This window comes from Mangrovibacterium sp. (assembly GCF_059905295.1).
In genome coordinates this window covers 1-16,964 of the sequence record NZ_JBZQJF010000100.1, presented here as the reverse complement: position 1 = coordinate 16,964, position 16,964 = coordinate 1, and the positions used below count along the sequence as shown (strand labels likewise).

The 16,964-nt window shown below is 44.5% G+C and carries 8 protein-coding genes; 2 read left to right on the top strand and 6 right to left on the bottom strand.

Translation table 11 applies throughout. The features are described 5' to 3' along the window. From AC37HE_RS05390 to AC37HE_RS05365, 6 genes are all read right to left on the bottom strand, one after another. The coding region (locus tag AC37HE_RS05390) for a DUF4450 domain-containing protein (protein ID WP_500781765.1) at window positions 1-403 on the bottom strand (403 nt) is incomplete at its 3' end. An 18-nt stretch (window positions 404-421) separates the two neighbouring features. Beyond that, window positions 422-3,325: a glycoside hydrolase family 2 protein gene (locus AC37HE_RS05385; RefSeq protein ID WP_500781764.1), complete on the bottom strand. Its 2,904-nt coding sequence runs from the start codon at window positions 3,323-3,325 to the stop codon at window positions 422-424. A 22-nt stretch (window positions 3,326-3,347) separates the two neighbouring features. Then, complete coding sequence (locus AC37HE_RS05380; protein WP_500781763.1) at window positions 3,348-5,495, bottom strand: hypothetical protein; 2,148 nt, start codon at window positions 5,493-5,495, stop codon at window positions 3,348-3,350. 1 nt (window position 5,496) lies between these two features. Next, window positions 5,497-8,364: a glycosyl hydrolase gene (locus AC37HE_RS05375; protein ID WP_500781762.1), complete on the bottom strand. Its 2,868-nt coding sequence runs from the start codon at window positions 8,362-8,364 to the stop codon at window positions 5,497-5,499. A gap of 1,065 nt (window positions 8,365-9,429) precedes the next feature. Beyond that, a complete protein-coding gene (locus AC37HE_RS05370; RefSeq protein WP_500781761.1) occupies window positions 9,430-13,827 on the bottom strand; it encodes a hybrid sensor histidine kinase/response regulator transcription factor in 4,398 nt (1,465 codons plus the stop codon). Window positions 13,828-13,900: 73 nt separating this feature from the next. Further along, the gene (locus AC37HE_RS05365; protein WP_500781760.1) at window positions 13,901-14,899 is read right to left on the bottom strand and encodes a bile acid:sodium symporter family protein; all 999 of its coding nucleotides are present in this window, start codon (window positions 14,897-14,899) and stop codon (window positions 13,901-13,903) included. 298 nt (window positions 14,900-15,197) lie between these two features. Between AC37HE_RS05365 and AC37HE_RS05360 the strand changes: the two genes are divergently transcribed. Both AC37HE_RS05360 and AC37HE_RS05355 read left to right on the top strand, forming a co-directional pair. After that, window positions 15,198-15,923: an ABC transporter ATP-binding protein gene (locus AC37HE_RS05360; protein ID WP_500781759.1), complete on the top strand. Its 726-nt coding sequence runs from the start codon at window positions 15,198-15,200 to the stop codon at window positions 15,921-15,923. Window positions 15,924-15,935: 12 nt separating this feature from the next. Then, window positions 15,936-16,964 (top strand): ABC transporter permease (locus tag AC37HE_RS05355; RefSeq protein WP_500781758.1); only part of this gene is annotated, 1,029 nt, incomplete at its 3' end.

Below are 16,964 nucleotides of genomic sequence, written 5' to 3'. Positions count from 1 at the left end.
GTTTGTCGGTAATGCTGTAACGCATGCTGCCGCTATTGTAGCGAGCTTCGATGCGATCTGCATCAATCAGCCACTTCGATGTTTCCCCGTTTTGCAAACCTAAGCGAAATGTACCTCCAAGCCGAGGCATGTAGAGGCTGAACTCGGGTAAATCGCCGGCTTCAACCCGAAACCCGGTATTTGAGCCATACAAAGCCCGGTTAAAACATTTGTAACCATTTACGATGACAAAATCACCGTGGTCGGGTGTATAACGTAAGGTTCGTTCTGTTTCCGACCAATGTTTGAATGGTGTCTGTGCCGAAGAATTGAACGAGAATAGTATGAAAAAGGAAGCAATAAGCAGAAGTTGAAACTTCTGCTTATGCCATGATGAACAAACTAATAGTAAACTAATCTTCAAAACAGTATTTTTTATCGCTTATCTCAATCCGAAATAAAAATAGAGGGTGCGTTTTACAGGTTTTTCCATCACGTTTAATTCACCTGATGGTCCCAGGTTCCAGGTATCGTTACTGATTCCCATCGCTAATTTTGTTCCTATTGGAGGTATGCCATCCAGGAAGCTAATGTCGCCGGCAGGTAATTTCGGGTAGTTTTGAGGCCCTGAAAGTCCGTAGAAACTGAACAGTCTTACGAATAAATCGGGCTCTTGAGCAACAACCGTGAATTTACCGTCAACCGTATTGAATTCCATCCAGGTAACATCAGCGTAGTATCCTTTAAATTGATCGCCCCAACTGTTGGTTGCCGGAAGAATATCGTTGTACAAACGTTGGTAAACATCCAGTTTTCCTCCCTGAAGGCGGTTTTTCCATACATGGGCAGGACCATCACCCAGCCATTTGGCACTGATGATGTCTGATTCGGGGAAGCTAAATGTGATACCGGTATACATTTGCTTATCGGGAACCTGGTACTCGTAGCTTAGCTCCAACCAACCACTGGTGTACATGGTCCAGCTTAGTTTTTTAATGTCGCCGCTGTAGGTCATTTCCAATACGTGAGCACCGTCGATTTCATGATGGCTCATACCTGTTAACTTAGCTTCTCCGCTAACCAGGATTGGTCCGTTTCCAAATGGAATAGGCAAGCCGAAATCGTTGGTGACTTTCTGGATTGTTCCGTCTTTTTTGCTGAAGCTAACACCAATCCCTGATGCTTTCATCGTGATTTGGTCGTCATCTTCAGTGACTACAACTTTTGAACTCAGTCCCGAATTATCACCTTTTTGTTGCTCGATTGGCAAGATGTTATCTTCTTCAACACCTTGGGCTTTTAGTTCGTCAAGCAGTGCTTTTTCATCTGCACTCAATGCCTTTTCAACCAATTTCAGAACTTCTTTGCGGTTGCCATTGGTTTTCCAGCTCCAGCAGTACAGCTCTTCTCCGTGTTGGTCGTAAGCATGCAGGTAAAGGGCGTCATATTTTTTGTAATCTGAAGGCAGATTCAGTTTCAAAGCACCTTTAGCTACCGGAGCAACATCCGGAGCCTGGGCAGTTCCGGTCTCCATTACTTTGTGGCCGGCTCCACGCACTTCGGGTTGAACAAAGTTGACTAACTCCCAGGTAAATTTGCATTCCTTCAGGTTCGTGAAGTTATAGCGGTTTTCAACCGGGATCGTTCCGTCAAAATCTGCCGGTAACTTTTTCAGGTCGATTTTAACCGGGGAATATACCTGGCGAATAGCATAGAAGCTTCCTTCTTTTTCGCGGTGTGGTCCCAATACCCCATCGGGGGCATTTACGCGGTTTACGTCGATGGCATTATTCAGGTCGGTACGAACAATACCTTCATCAGCAAAATCCCAAATGAATCCGCCGGCTCCCAGTTTCGAATTCCAGTGTAAGTCCCAGAAATCGGCTAAGGAAGCACCGCCGCCACCATCATCTTGTGAGTGCAGGAATTCAGTTGGCATATAAATCAACTTGCCTTCCAATATTTTTTTCGTGCTGTAATAGTTTTCATAGTGGTTACAGTCGATACCGTTGAAGTCGTGTCCCGGTTTGTGATGGGCATGAATGACTGGTCGGTTCGATGGGTCGTAAATGGCGAAATCGTCATCTAATTCTTTGTTTGTACCTCCTTCATTTCCGTTACTCCAGAATATAATTGACGGGTGATTAACATCGTGAACAACCATTTCGTGAACTAACTTGCTACCGACTTGAGTGTCGTAAGCGTTTTGCCATCCGGCTAATTCATCCAGCACATACAGACCTAATGAGTCGCAGATATTCAGGAAACTCTTATCCGGTGGATAGTGAGAGCAACGAACAGCATTCATGTTCATCTCTTTGATCAGTTTCACGTCGTTGAGGTCAATGGTTGCATTACTGCAACGACCTGTTTCAGGCCAGAATACGTGACGGTTGATTCCTTTCATTTTAATTTTTACCCCATTCAGGTAAATTCCATCACCCTGGCGGATTTCGATGGTGCGGAAGCCGAATTTATCACTCAATTCATATTTTGTAACATTTCCTTCTTTCAGGCTAACGTCTACAGAATAGCGATTGGGTGTTTCGGCAGTCCAGGTCGCCGGATTGTCAACTTGACAGCTCAAAGTAACCAATGAATCTTTCGGACTGATTTTCGTTTCGCAGGTTTTCACCACATTCCCATCAGCATCCTTAATTTCTGCATAAATTGATTGTTTCTTTTGAGGGTTTACCGGGAAGGCATCCATACGAAAGGAACCGTCGGCTTTAGCAGCGATAGCTACTCGTGCGATGTACGATTTCGGGTAAGCTTCCAGATAAACAGGACGGAAAATACCACCAAAGATCCAGTAATCGGCGTATCGTTCAGCCCGGTTAACCGATGCGTTTGATGAGTTTTTATGAACCGTAACTTCTACTTCATTTTCTCCGGCCTTCAGTTTGTCGGTAATGTTGTAGCGAAACTGGTAGAAAGCCCCCTGGTGGATTGGACCAGCTAATTCACCGTTTATCTTCACTTGCGTGTCAGTCATCGAAGCATCAAACACAATAAAGATGTCTTTGTCTTTCCAGTTTTCAGGAATCGTAAAGCTGCGTTTGTAAATTCCTGTTTCGTCACTAAAACGAAATTTCTTTCCATACGTTCGGTAATCGCGGCCATAGTCGTATTCACCAAAACCTTGTTGTTCCCAATGACCAGGAACTTCAATTTTTGACCATTCGCCACTTTTGCGGCCTGCGGTACAGAAAAAGTCCCAGGTTACGGTGTTTTCATTGTCAGTGCCGGAAAGAAACATGGTTTCTTTCCGGTCTTGTGCTGACAAATCAATAGTGTAGTTAGTTAGTAGTAGCAGTAAAAAAGCCAGAAAAAAGTAATTTTTCATTTTCGTTTTTTGTTGATCGTTATTAGAACATAGGACTCAGGTTTTCCCACTTCACATTCCATTTGCCATCCTTGGGAAATCCCGGGTTGTTGTCGTTGCATCCATCCCAGCCGGCACACATCATGGCGATTGCTGTCAGGAAACCACCGTTACCCGGCAGGTAAATCCGAAGTCGCTCGCTTTGATAGTTGTGTCCGTTTTTCAGGTAAGTATTTTTTTGAACGTCTTTTAATAAGAATTCGAGGGCTAGCTTCGGTTCGCCCAATCGAACTGCCGACATGGCCGCCATGGGGTAATCCCATCCCCAGGTTGTTGGCCAATCCCAACGCTCGGCAATAACATGCATGGTTTTGCGCATCACTTCAGGATCGATTTTATCCCAGGCCGGAAGAATTCCATATGCCCCCAGTACAACGGGGTGGTCTTTCATGAGATCGATGTTGGTGTATGAGTCGGTTGCACCTTGAACGCCCAGATATACTCCATCAGCCTGGTCAGGCTTAGCTAGTTTCAAACGAACGTCTTCCCACTTGTTGTCGATTTTTTCGCCGGCGCGTTCTTTCCATTTGTTGGCGATGGTTAGTGCCCAATGCCAGTAAGCCAGTTCAAATGGTGGATTTTCAGTTGTCTCACGATTCCAGTGCTCCTGAGCCGGAATTAATGGTGGCTCGAGGTTGTATTGTTGCTGTTCCTCGCTCCATACGGGGAAATCAGCCATGAAGTCGGCTGTTGCGAAGACTAGCTTTTCATACTTTTTAATGGTCTCTTCGCTTGGATTCGCGCGATACATTTGTTCGGCAAACCAAATAATATGAGGTTGTTGCCAAATGAGATATGATCCGACGGATGAGGGACTGTTTTCGCCATCGGGACCAATCATCTTGGGCCAGCGAACGCCTTTGTACCCTTGGTCTTGAGCAGTCTTAAGAGCTTTGTCGTAGATTTTATTGTAGAAGTCCAGCTGCTCGAGCATGTATTGCGGACGGTTCCATTGGGCAAAGTGCGCAATATGCCACCAGTGCATTTCCATGTGGAACTTACCATACCAACTGTTGTAGGTCAATCCGGTTTCTGCTGGAGGTAAGTTTCCTGAACTTTGAATCTGGATCAGGTATTGTGAAAGTACGGTTCTGCGCTCCAGTTCTTTCGCCCGTGGGTCGGTACAGGCCGAAAAGTCAACAGCTCCTCCGGACTGCCAAAATGCCGGCCATTTTTCTTCGTTATTTAGCTTGGTTGCTGCAAAGTCAGCGATTGTTTTGTTGCCGATTTCCGGCGCAAAGAGTGTGTTTACTTCCAAACTTTCGCCACTTTTGGGTTGAAGGACGAAGGTGTGAGCTTCAACTTCTGACAGCGTAGCATTTCCGGTCCAGTTCATCGCAACTTCGTAACTGTCGGCATCCAGTTGGCGACGTATTTTTGCTTGGTTGTTGGCATTCTCTTCCAGGATAGATTGATGTTTGTCCGGCGAATTAAAATCGTAGCCGGCATCTGTGTTTTTTGCTACTGCGGCCGGGAATTTCCACTGTACGGCTAATTGTCCTTTAGCGATCAGTGGCGATTCAATATGGGCCGAAATCTGATCCTGATCCTGGTTGCAGTAAGTTTCGACCGTTACGGGTTGTCCGTCAAATTCAAAGTGGCTGGTAATTTTACCGGTCCACATATCCAGCTCGTGACGGGCATTTTTAATATCCTCCAATGCGGCAGGTGTTCCATCGGCCTTTGTTAGTTTGAGCCCGATCATCCCTAAATGAAGGCGTTGTGGATTTTCCCGGAAATAATCGCAGGCAGCTTTTGACCGTGGATTATCCTTTATTTGATGACGATAAGGAACTTTACGTCCCTGTACGTCCCAGTATTTCAATGTTTCCGACCACTGATAGTTTTCGGTATTCGGATAGCTATGCCATCCCCAATTGCTTTGTGTTCCCAGTGGAACACCGTTCTCGTAATTGTTATAAAAGGTTTGTAAGCCGGTTAAGTCGGTGGTGAAGGCAAAATTGCCATTGCCAACCGATAGGCTTGCCAACGAGTCGAAACCTTCAACCAATACATTGTTACGGGTAACTAAAGCATGGCGATCGATTTTCTGGACTTGCTTTTGGGTGCAGCCAAAAACGGTCAGCACTCCGATTACTGCGATTAGTTTGATCAGGTTTGGTCGTTTCATATTAGTTCAAGGTTTTGGGTTGAAGAGATGAGAGGTTTACCGGTCCAACTAATCCTGACGGAAGCGGACTCCAGCGGGCAGCTGTAAATAGACCGTCAGCACCCCTGTTTTCCGGGAAATGAGCAGCAAAATTGGTGTTATAGAATTTTTTGTATTTACCACCTTCTTTGTCCATTTCAATCATACGGTTGGCCATTAAATTTGAAACGAGAATTTCCAGCTCGTTATTATCCTTCAATTTTTCTGCCGGAATTGTCAGACTGTAGCTTGGTCCGTAAAGTGTTTGCAATTCTTCACCGTTCAGTATCACTTTGGCCGATTGGTATACTTCCCCCAGATCCAATTGGTAGGCTGCTGCCTCCCCAGCAGGTTTGGTAAAGTTAATTTTATAGGAAGCTGTTCCGGAGAACACTTTTAACTCGTCCGAAATTTCCGGCCATGATTTCAGTTCAGCTGTTTTGAAGGAAGCCGGTAATGTTGGTCCGCCATGGGTAAACGAAACAGTCCACTCGCCGGTAATTTGTTTTTTTGAAGCCGGTTGATCGTACGCCGGGTATGCTGCTAAATCGAAGGTGTACGGGTACCATTGCAAAATCAATGTTTCTCCCGGTTTTAATTGAAGGTATACCTCGGATTCAGAATCTGATAATTTTTTAACGGCTGCTTTGCCAATTGATTGATTCAAGGGATTAAACCATGCAGCCTGTTCGCCTGATGATTCAATTTTTACCCATTGGTCAACGGCCTTGTCGGACCAGTTACTGATGAAGTAGCAGCTACCTTCGGTGCGATTCACGCGGTTAAACCATAATCCCAGCGATGCCAGATCCTCCGGGTAAACAGCTATCTTTTGGAGCATCGATTTTACATCGGGATTCCGCATAAAACGGCCTTTCCCGATTGATGCGATATCCTGCCCGTCTTCATTTTTAAATTGAAGGGTGTTTAGCAATTCTTCGTAAGCCTGCTGGCGTTTTTTCAGATTGAAAGCTCCGGGGATATCCATGGGAAGCGAATCCTGGAAGATAACAGTTGCACCGTTTTCGGCCAGTTCTTTGAGCTTTTGCATGCTTTCCAGCGGAATGTATTCGCAAGCCGGAACCAGTATTGTCTGGTAAGTTGCTCCTTGTGATTTAATTTCGTGGTTTTCAGCTTTCAGCCCTTGTATTTGACGGTCGGAGATATAATCGAAGGTATAGCCGGCGTCCATCAACATTTCACTTACATCTTTCGTCAGGCTTTCGGTATGCGTTCCAAAGTGGCGTAACATACTGCGGCCATGCTCCGACCAGGCATCGTAAATGGGGAAGTACAACAACAGGTCGTTATCGGGAGTCGATTTTTGCATGAACGACTGGCAATTGGTTACATATTGGTTCAGACTTTTCAGGTCGTTCCACCATGAGTTCGTTGGTGCAAAATGAACAGCAGCATAGAACATCCAGCCGGGGAATGGGTCGTTGATTGGTGAATAAGGAGTTCCATGGTAAACAATATGGTTTACACCATTAGCCAGGTAACGGTCAAAATTTTCTTTGGCTTCGGATAGTGTTGCCAGAAAGTGGTCGTTTAACCAGGTGGCTGCCTCGCAGGCAATCAGTGGTTTTCCACTAACATGTCCGGCCGATGTTGCCATTTTTATCCGCATGCGGTCTGTTCCTTCGGTTTCGGGAATATCGCTGGCTTCGTACAAATCGAGAATGTTGGCTGGCGAACCATGTGCCTGGTTGCGGATACCGGCATGATGTGTTTTGGCCCAATCGGCCCAAACTTTGGTAAAACGGTTTAATAGCAAGTCGGAAATAGTCTCCCGGTAATCGCATAATACGCGACTGTTCATTTCTTCTGAATCATTTCCGAATAAAGCCGGCAGGTGATCGCGGAGATCATAGCCACGCAAGGCTTTAAACTCGTCGAAAAATAGGGGCGTCCAGTCGGCTTCTCCACTGGCATCGTCCACTTCATACGAGTCGTTGAAGAATGCTCGAAGACCTGTCAGGTCGTGACCAACCGAGGTTGAATCGTAAAAGGCCAGGAAGTCCTTGGTTGCTTTTTCCGAGAAGTGGTCGATCACGTTGCCTTCTCCTCCTTTGCCGGCGCGCTCTACCATTTTGCCATGCCAGCCTTCAAATACAGCATACAGTTCCCAGTCGCCTTCGGGAGCCGTCCAGTTTAATTTTCCGTTGGCATCTACCTTATCGGTCAGGTTTAGGGCCTTTCCTTTGTTGTTGTAGGCCATCAGGGTTTGCAGTGGCAGTGGCTTTTCAAAACGAACCTGGGCGAGTGCCAGGTCCTGCAGATTGTCGTTGCTGCTTATCGGGAATTTAACGTCTTTAAACGTTAATTTTTTACCTACCGCGTGGAGCATGGGTTTTTGAATGTATTCTACTTTCCCGGTCAACTTTTGTCCCGGTCTTAAATGATATTGTTTGTAGGCAACATTCTTACAGGCGTCGTCGGCTTGAATCCAGGGGCCGCCAAAGGGCCATCCCGAGGCATTCGCCAGGTCAATACCTATGCCGAGGCGTTTACTTTCTTTGAGGGTGTATTCGAACATGTCCATCCACTGGGACGACTCAAAACTCAGCTCCTGGTCTTCATATCCTTTTACACCATAAATAGGGGTTATTTCGAGGCCTCCGAATCCGGCTGACTGAAGTTGTTCCATGTTTGCAGTCAGGTCTTGGGCATTTACGGCACTGCCCTGCCACCACCATCGGGTCCAGGGGTGTGTTGTGCTGGATGTTTCCGGCCAGTTGGGTGCATCTCCTTTGGGGACAGAATGGCAGGAAAATAATAATGTAAGAAGCATCAGGCTGAATATTGCTCTGATGTGGCTTGATGTCAGTAGGTTGAGTTTCGGTTTCATTGTATCTTAAATCAGACTTCGTGTTTTATATCTCGGTTTTTTAAACTGCTCAGTTAAGTTAGGATGTTACAACTGCCGCATGTTCGTACTACTGTATCTCAGTTTTCTAAAGTCAAACAAGCAGAAACCGGTGGTAGTGACCGGTCCGCTTTCTGTTTGACATTTTTGTAGTAGTATATTAAGTAGTAGTAGTCTCGTTGAGTAGGTCATGATCTTTCAGTTTCGATTGACAAAATGGGAACATCAGTTTCGATTTGAGTTAATCAATTCTGCCGTTTACTATTTGATCAAAAAACTTAAGAACGATGCGATTGTAGCTTGTCGCTAAATCTTCAGGCTCGGTAAAGAACCTGAAGATTTGATTAAGAGTAGTTATTTTAAGGAGATCCTGGCCTCCTTGTGTACCTATATAATTATTTGTAGTAGTCGGGAATAAATAATTTGCATTCGGAGTGCAAGTGAACGCAAATGCATAAAACCGAGAATGTCTCGTGTTTGATGCTTGTTGATTTATTTGCGTTAAGGTTTGCATTACGAAAATTGAAAATTATTGGTTTGTTTTATTGGTGCCTTCTCATTTCCGATTGAGCACATCACAAAGGTGGGGGATTCGGTACATTCCGGCTGGTAATTTTGTACGCAATTAACAGGACAAACTGTTTTTTGAGCTTAAAAGTGATTGTTTTATGGCAGATTTGACGTTTTTCGACTGCTTGTCTTCACGTTTGCCCCGAACGAATGAATGCCGGCTTGTTCGTGCTTTTCATCCATCGGATTTTGCTTTCGCATATGCGGTTTCTGCTATCCGTTTAGAGGTTTCTGCTTAGCATCGAGCGGTTATTGTTGTCCATCGAGCGGTTGTTGCTTAGCATTGATCGGATCTTGTTTACCGTTGAGGGGATCTTGCTTAGCGTTGAATGGATCTTGTTGTCCGTCGAGCGGTTATTGCTTAATATCGAGCGGTTATTGTTTCCCATTGAGCGGTTGTTGTTTAGCATCGAGAGCTTATTGTTGCCCGTTCAGCAGGCTCTGTTTAACGATGAGAGGTTGTTGCTCACTTAATTGCTATTGCAGGGGTGTGGTTTTAGCTTTCTTTTGGTAGTCGGACGGGTTTTCGCCAAAGTGTTTTTTGAATTGCTTGCTGAAGTAATTGGCATCGGAGTAGCCAACAGCAAATGCAACTTCGCTGATCGGTGTCGACGGATCGGCAAGCAGACCCGCCGCTTTTTTCATGCGGACGATCCGTATAAAATCTTTCGGTGCATAGCCCGCCAGCCCTTTCATCTTTTTATAAAAAACGGTACGCCCGAAATTAAAGTGGGTGAGTAGTTCGTCGACTGAAAATTCGGGGTCGGCCATATTTTCTTCAATTAGTCGGATTACGCTGTTGATAAACTCCTGGTCGGCTGTTGATGTACTCAACTCCTGAGGGGCGGCTTTCAGGTCGCGGGTAAAGCGTTCGCGGAGCTGTTTGCGCTGGCGAAGGATATTTTCAACGCGTTTTTGCAGGTAAATCATGTTGAAGGGCTTCGTAATGTAGTCGTCGGCACCTATTTCGATTCCTTCAATTTTGTGTTCTTCCAACGATTTAGCCGTTAACAGGATGATCGGAATGTGGCTGGTGTGAAACTCACCCTTTAAGATGGAAGTTAGTTCAATCCCATCCATTTCGGGCATCATAATGTCACAGATAATTAGCTCAGGGCTTTCATTCTTGGCGACTTCCAGCCCAATGCGTCCGTTTTCGGCCTGCAGAACATGAAATTTTTGGCCCAGCTGCGTGGCCAGCCAGCTACGCAAATCCGGGTTGTCTTCGACCACGAGGATCGTTTGTTTTTTCACCATCCTGCGTCCGTTTGGTTCTTCCTGGGCCTCGGGTTCTTCCTGCTCTTCCACTTCAATAAAGCGGTTGGTATAAGCCAGATCCTGTGTGATTTGGTCAGGAGCTTCCGTTGGTGTGTATGGTAAGGTTACGCAGAAGCAGCTTCCTTTACCGAATTCACTTTTTACGGTAATATCGCCATCCATCAGCTCAATTAATTCCTTGCTTAGCGATAGGCCGATACCTGTGCTGGATTCATCTTTCCATTTGGAGCGGTGCCCAAAAGTGAACCGCTCAAACAGGAGCGGAATGTCTTGTTCCCGGATTCCCTCGCCTTCGTCCTCCACTGAAATACGCACCTGTTGCTGTTCCGAAGAAACTTCGAGCTTGAGTTTAACCCCCTGGTGTTCGGCGGTATGTTTAAAGGCATTGGAAAGCAGGTTGAAAATGATCTTTTCCAGTGATTTATAGTTAAGGCTGGCATCCAGTTGTTCGACCTGTGATTCAAAAGAGAAGTTGATTTTCTTCTTACCTGCCAGCGGATTAAATACCTGGGCGATTTCGGAAAGGAAATAAACCAGGTTCCCCGGTGTTAATTCGTTCTTCAGGAAGCCTTTTTGTATTTTCCGGAAATCCATCAGCTGTTCAATTAGCTCCAACAGGCGACGGGTGTTGCGTTTAACCATTCGCAGTGGCTTCGATACGTTGGCTGGTAAGTTTCTATCGGCCAGCAAGTCTTCCACAGGGCCGAGTATCAGTGCCAACGGCGTCTTAAATTCATGCGAAATACTGGTATAGAATTTCAGTTTGTCATCGGCCAGTTGTTTCTCAAATTCAACTTCATGCTTCAGTTTAATCCGTTCGAGCGTAAATTTCCGGATTAATATAAACAGACTGGCCGCCAAAAGTACGTAAAGCAAATAGGCCCACCCGGTACGCCAGGGCGGAGGGGTAATTGTAATCGGAAGTTGCAGCTCCGGATTGACCCACAAACCGTCGCTGTTACTGGCGCGAAGACGGAAAAGATAATGGCCCGGTTTTAATTCGCGATAAATGGCTTTGTTGAGGTTGCCGTTTTTGTTCCAGTTTCGTTCGTAATTCTCCAGCTTGAATTCGTATTGAATTTTCGATGGTGCTTTGTAGTCGAGGGCCGCAAACTCCAACGTGATGAAGTTTTGTTTGTATTTCAGCCTGATTGCTTTTTGCGGATTGGCAATTTCTTTTCGTGCCTCTTGCAGAATTTCCTGATTTGTTTGGTTATTGATTTGAAGGTCGGTCAACACAACCGGAACCTGTCGCTCCTGCTTTTGAATTTCCGAAGGCTTAAACCACAGAAAGCCGGACAAGTTTCCGAAGATGATCTTGCCATTGGTGGTTCGAATGCCTTTACCCTCTGAAAACGAGTTTTCGGCCAGGCCGTCTGATTCATAAAATTTTTCAATCTCCTGACTTTTTGTATCCACTTTGGATAGTCCGAAGTCGGTACTAACCCAAAGTTGCTTGTTCCTGTCTTCAACAAAGCTCAGAATCAGGTTGCTCGACAGGCCGTTGGTGGTTGTTATTTGTCTAAAATCAAAGTGTCGCCCATCGCGGGTTCCCACAAACTGGTCTATGCCTCCGCCGTAAGTACCCACCCAGATCTTTTGGTTTGAATCTTCAAACAAACAAATAATGTCGTTGTATGATAAGCTTGACGGGCGATTGTCCTGCAAGATTTGAATGAAACGTTTGTTGTCTGATTCCAGGTAATTTTTGCTCAGGAAGTTTAAGCCGTTTGCTGTCCCAATCCACATATTGTGCTCGTTGTCTTCCAAAAAACACCGAACACGGTTGTCGGTAATCGAGAACCGGTCGTCGGGGTTTTGCAGGTAACGCAGTATTTCCTGGTTTTCCTTCAGTGGATTTCGGATAATATTGATTCCCCCATGATACATGCCAACCCACATTTGTCCTTTGGAGTCCATGTGAAGGTCGAAAATATCGTTGTAGGTAATTGTATTATCGCCTGAGTAACGGGCATAATGGACAATTTCAGGTTTCAGGTTTGTGTCCTTCGGATCTTTGGGAAGTCCTTTCAAAACTATAATTCCGTTTCCTTTGGTACCAATCCAAATGTTTCCGCTTCGATCTTCTTCAAAACAGTAAATTCCGGTTGAAATTTGCTGTTCTCCCAGCTTGTCGTTCAGGTTGAAGAGAGGCTTCAGATCCTGGTTGTACACCTGAACATCTCCACGCTTATTTCCGGCCCAGATCCATTTCCGGCTGTCCTGAAATAAAGCTCTGGTTTCACTTTGGAAATTCGAGTTTTGGCTTAGTGTCTGGGTACTGTTATGAAAATGGTTTTGCTGAAGGTTGATCTTGTTTAAGCCTCTTTTGTAAGTTCCGGCCCATAAGTTCCCGGAACGATCTTCAAATAAAGACAATACCAGGTTGGAGGACAAGCTTCCCGGGTTGTTTTCCTCATGAAGATATTGGTCGAAGGTTTCCGTTTGTCGGTTAAAGCGGGAAATACCTCCACCATAGATACCTATCCAGAGGTTGTTGTTGTGATCTTCAACGATAATTTGCTTTTCGCCTTCTACAACCGACTGCCTGATTTCCGGTTTTAGGGCATAATGCGTAAACTTCATTTTTTCCGGTTGAAAGCGGACGATGCCCCGTAAATTGGTTATTAGCCAAAAATCACCTTCCCGATCAACGTGACATGATGTGATATAGTTGGTTGTCAGTTCACTGTTTCGTGCTCTTATGTGGTGTGTTGCGCCGGTTTTAGGGTTGTAGCTTACGAGCCCGTTTCGCGTACCTCCGTATATGATTCCATCGCGGCTTTCTTTAATGAAACAAAATTGATTGAAGGCAGCATTTTTATGGTCGCTTTTCCATAAAAGGTGGGCTTGGCCTTGGCTTAATTCGAAGAACTCACCGGACTTGCACCCAATCCAGCAAGTGTCCCGGCGATCATATACCTCAGTAACACTCAAGGCAGGATCCGTCAGGTAATTGCTGACTGAATCTTTATCTTCCGGATTGATACGATCGCTGGTTAAATGGCATAAGCCGGAAGCCGTACCGATCCATAATCCTCCGTCAGCTGCTTTTTGAATGAAATTGAGTTGATTGTTGGGTAACAGGTTCGATTCGTTAAACCAAGTCCATTGGTAGTCCGGGGAATCCGGCGACGAAATTATTCGGATACACCCATGGTTGGACAAATATAACCAGACAACTCCTGGCGAACTTTCGTAAATAAAATGAATAGTTTGGTTTTCAAATTTATCGGAAAGGGCTGCAGGGAAGTTTACAAATTCTTCGGTTTTAGGATCGAAACGGTGCGCTAAATCATCATAAGTGGTCAGCCAAATGTAGCCTGCACCATCCTGAAACATATCCCGTATTTTATTATTACTGATTGACGTCGAATTGTTGGGATCATACAGGAAATTTTTAAATCCTTGACCATCGTACCGGCTTAAGCCGTTGAGTGTTCCAAACCAAAGGTAGCCGTCTTTATCCTGAATGATGGAACGCACTGAATTATTGGCCAATCCTTCCTCAATATCCAAATGCTCAAAGGTGAATCGCTCTTGTGCGGAAACAAAAGTCGCAAAACAAAATAATATGGCGATTAGGAAGATTCTCACTCAAAAGGTCAATTAGCACCCGCTAAAATAAGATATAATCTTGAATAAGATGGAGTAAAGACTCGGAATGTTGCTATTTGAATGGGATCTCGAGGCTGTACTTGCGGGCAACAAGGCTGATGTAAAAAAGTTGAAAAGCATGATAAATCATCACCGGAACGAGAAATAAACTGCCCATTGTACTGCCGGCAAACAAAACTCCAACCATCACCGAACCATGTACCAATGATTTTTTGGAGCCGCAAAACAGAACGGTAATGCGGTCTTCCCGGTTGAAATGGATGGTTTTGGTAAGCAATTTTGTTCCTTCAAAAACAATGAAAAAAAGCAAGATCACACAGGCCGACAAGATGAGCAACGAATGTCCCGGAATACTTTCGAAAATACCATTTGTAAACGAATCGCTAAAGCTTCGGTATACAATGGCCAAAATCACCGATTTATCGAACAGGCTGATTCGTTTCTTGTTGCGATTTGCCCAGTTACCCCAGAAACGGTGCATGAACAGACCCACAATTACAGGAATGAGGATTTGAATGATCAGGTCGCGAATAACTTCACTAAAAGCAAAGGACTCGGCTTGCTGGTCCAGAAATAGTCCCATCCAGGCGGGCGTCATGATAATTCCGATTACGCCGGATATGCTGGCATTGAAAATAGCACTTGGGATATTTCCACCAGCAATGGATACCATAACCACCGATGAGCTAACCGTGCTGGGTAGTGCGGCAAGAAAGAAAACGGCGAGCCACAATATTTCCTGCTGCGTGCCCCGAAAAAACGGATAAAACAACAGTAGCAAGAAGGGGAATACGAGGAAGGTGATAATTTGAATTAAGATGTGCAGCCGCCAGTTACTTAAATCTTCTTTCAGCTTTTCGGGACTTAGTTTTAAGCCGTAAAAGAAAAATAAAAGTGCGATACCTCCTTTTATTAAAGTTGAAAGTTCTATGAAGCTACCTTCGGCACCAATCCCCGGAATAATCCGGGCAAGGATGATCATTCCGATTATACCGGCAATAAAACCGTCGGGAATGATTCGTTGGATGGCTGTTCGAACTTTCTTTTTCATGAGATGAATTAAGGTGCTCACAAAGATGCTCAATTTCCGGCAATTTGCCGATTCGCTTTTCTCAAAACAGGCTCAGTTTACATTTCCATAAAAAATAGTCGGATTCGTGTAACGTAATGACTTTTCAGTCGTCGTAATTCATGTGTAGGATGATATTGAAAGGTAGTAGGTATTAGCAGTTACCATTAGCTAGAGGTTATTCACGCCAAAAAATCGGTCGTTTATCGAAATAGTTCTGCAAAACGATTTCAAAATAGAGACTTTTGATAACAGAATACAGAAACAAAACAAACAAGCCATGATTAAACTAACCAACATTCACAAATCGTACGAGATGGGGAGCAGTAAATTGCATGTATTAAAAGGCATTGATCTGGATATCCAACAAGGCGAATTTGTGTCGATTATGGGGTCTTCCGGTTCCGGGAAATCTACTCTGCTAAATATTTTAGGAATTCTGGATAATTATGACGAGGGTAGTTATCATTTGGGAGGAAAGTTGATTTCGAATATGTCGGAGAAAAAAGCTGCTCAACTACGCAATGAGATGGTCGGTTTTGTATTTCAGTCCTTCAACCTTATTTCCTTTAAAAACGCCATGGAGAATGTGGCTTTACCATTATACTACAAAGGTGTTAGCCGAAAAAAGCGGAATTTGATAGCGATGGAATACCTGGATCGTCTGGGCCTGAAACCCTGGGCCGAACATATGCCAAACGAGATGTCGGGTGGACAGAAACAACGGGTGGCCATTGCACGAGCTTTGATCTCGAAACCTAAGATTCTTTTAGCCGACGAGCCAACTGGTGCCCTGGATACCACGACATCGTATGAGGTGATGGGAATCCTGAAAGAAATTAACGATGCCGGGATCACCGTACTCCTCGTTACCCACGAACATGACATTGCATCGATGACCCAAAAGATTGTGCGCTTGAAAGATGGCTTGATTGATGAAGTTATCATAAATGGTAATTTGGCCGATTTTCGTCATCAGTATGCTCATGAAATGGAACCTGTTTAAAACCTTGATCTTATGTTCGACCTCGATAAATGGCAAGAGATTTTTGCCACCATCAAAAAAAATAAATTAAGGACTTTTTTAACGGGCTTTGCAATCGCCTGGGGAATCTTTATGCTAATGGTTTTGCTTGGTGCCGGAAATGGATTGAGCAACGGTGTAGGCTCAAACTTTGAGGGCAATGCTACCAATGCATTGTGGATTTGGAGCCGCGAAACAAGTATTCCTTATCAGGGGCTAAAAGCAGGGAGGCGGATTTATTTTGACATGAAAGATTATGATGACATCAAAAAGATGGATGGCATCGATAAAATTTCAGCAAGGTATTTCAGTAACTCACGGATCTATTCCTACAAAAATGAATATGGACAATATACAACACAGGGGTGTCATCCCGATTATCGCGATATTGAAAAACTAGAAATCAAAGAAGGCCGTTTCCTGAATGACATTGACATTCAGTACAAGCGAAAAGTCGTTGTGATTGGAAAAGAAATTAAGGAAGCACTATTTAAAGGGGTAGACCCGATTGGCGAATATCTAAACATTGGTGGTGTACTTTACAAGGTTGTAGGAGTGTATGCTGAATCAGACCCACGTGAAGGTGCGCAACAAGGCTTAATACCCATTACCACTGCTCAGCTCATTTTTAATATTGGCGATCGGGTGCATAATCTGGCGCTAACCACGACTGATGTTTCTAAAAAAGAAAGCCTCCAGATTGAAAAGAAAGTCCGGGCATTGCTGGCTGCAAATCATAAAGTAGATGTAAATGATACGCGGGCAATTGGTATTTACAACTCCTTGGAAGATTACATTGAAACCATGAATATTTTTAAGGCTATAAAAATGTTTATCTGGTTAATTGGTATCGGAACGCTCATTGCCGGTATTGTTGGCGTCAGCAACATCATGCTGATTGTCGTGAAAGAAAGAACAAAGGAAATTGGTATCCGAAAAGCGATTGGTGCTTCGCCATCGTCAATTATTGGTTTGGTTCTACTCGAATCTGTTTTTATAACCCTGTTGGCAGGATACATTGGC

What these genes read in the sequence shown, in the direction of transcription:
- AC37HE_RS05385 (WP_500781764.1), bottom strand. Translation starts at nt 3,325, where the DNA reads ATGAAAAATTACTTTTTTCTGGCTTTTTTACTGCTACTACTAACTAAC.
- AC37HE_RS05380 (WP_500781763.1), bottom strand. Translation starts at nt 5,495, where the DNA reads ATGAAACGACCAAACCTGATCAAACTAATCGCAGTAATCGGAGTGCTG.
- AC37HE_RS05375 (WP_500781762.1), bottom strand. Translation starts at nt 8,364, where the DNA reads ATGAAACCGAAACTCAACCTACTGACATCAAGCCACATCAGAGCAATA.
- AC37HE_RS05365 (WP_500781760.1), bottom strand. Translation starts at nt 14,899, where the DNA reads ATGAAAAAGAAAGTTCGAACAGCCATCCAACGAATCATTCCCGACGGT.
- AC37HE_RS05360 (WP_500781759.1), top strand. Translation starts at nt 15,198, where the DNA reads ATGATTAAACTAACCAACATTCACAAATCGTACGAGATGGGGAGCAGT.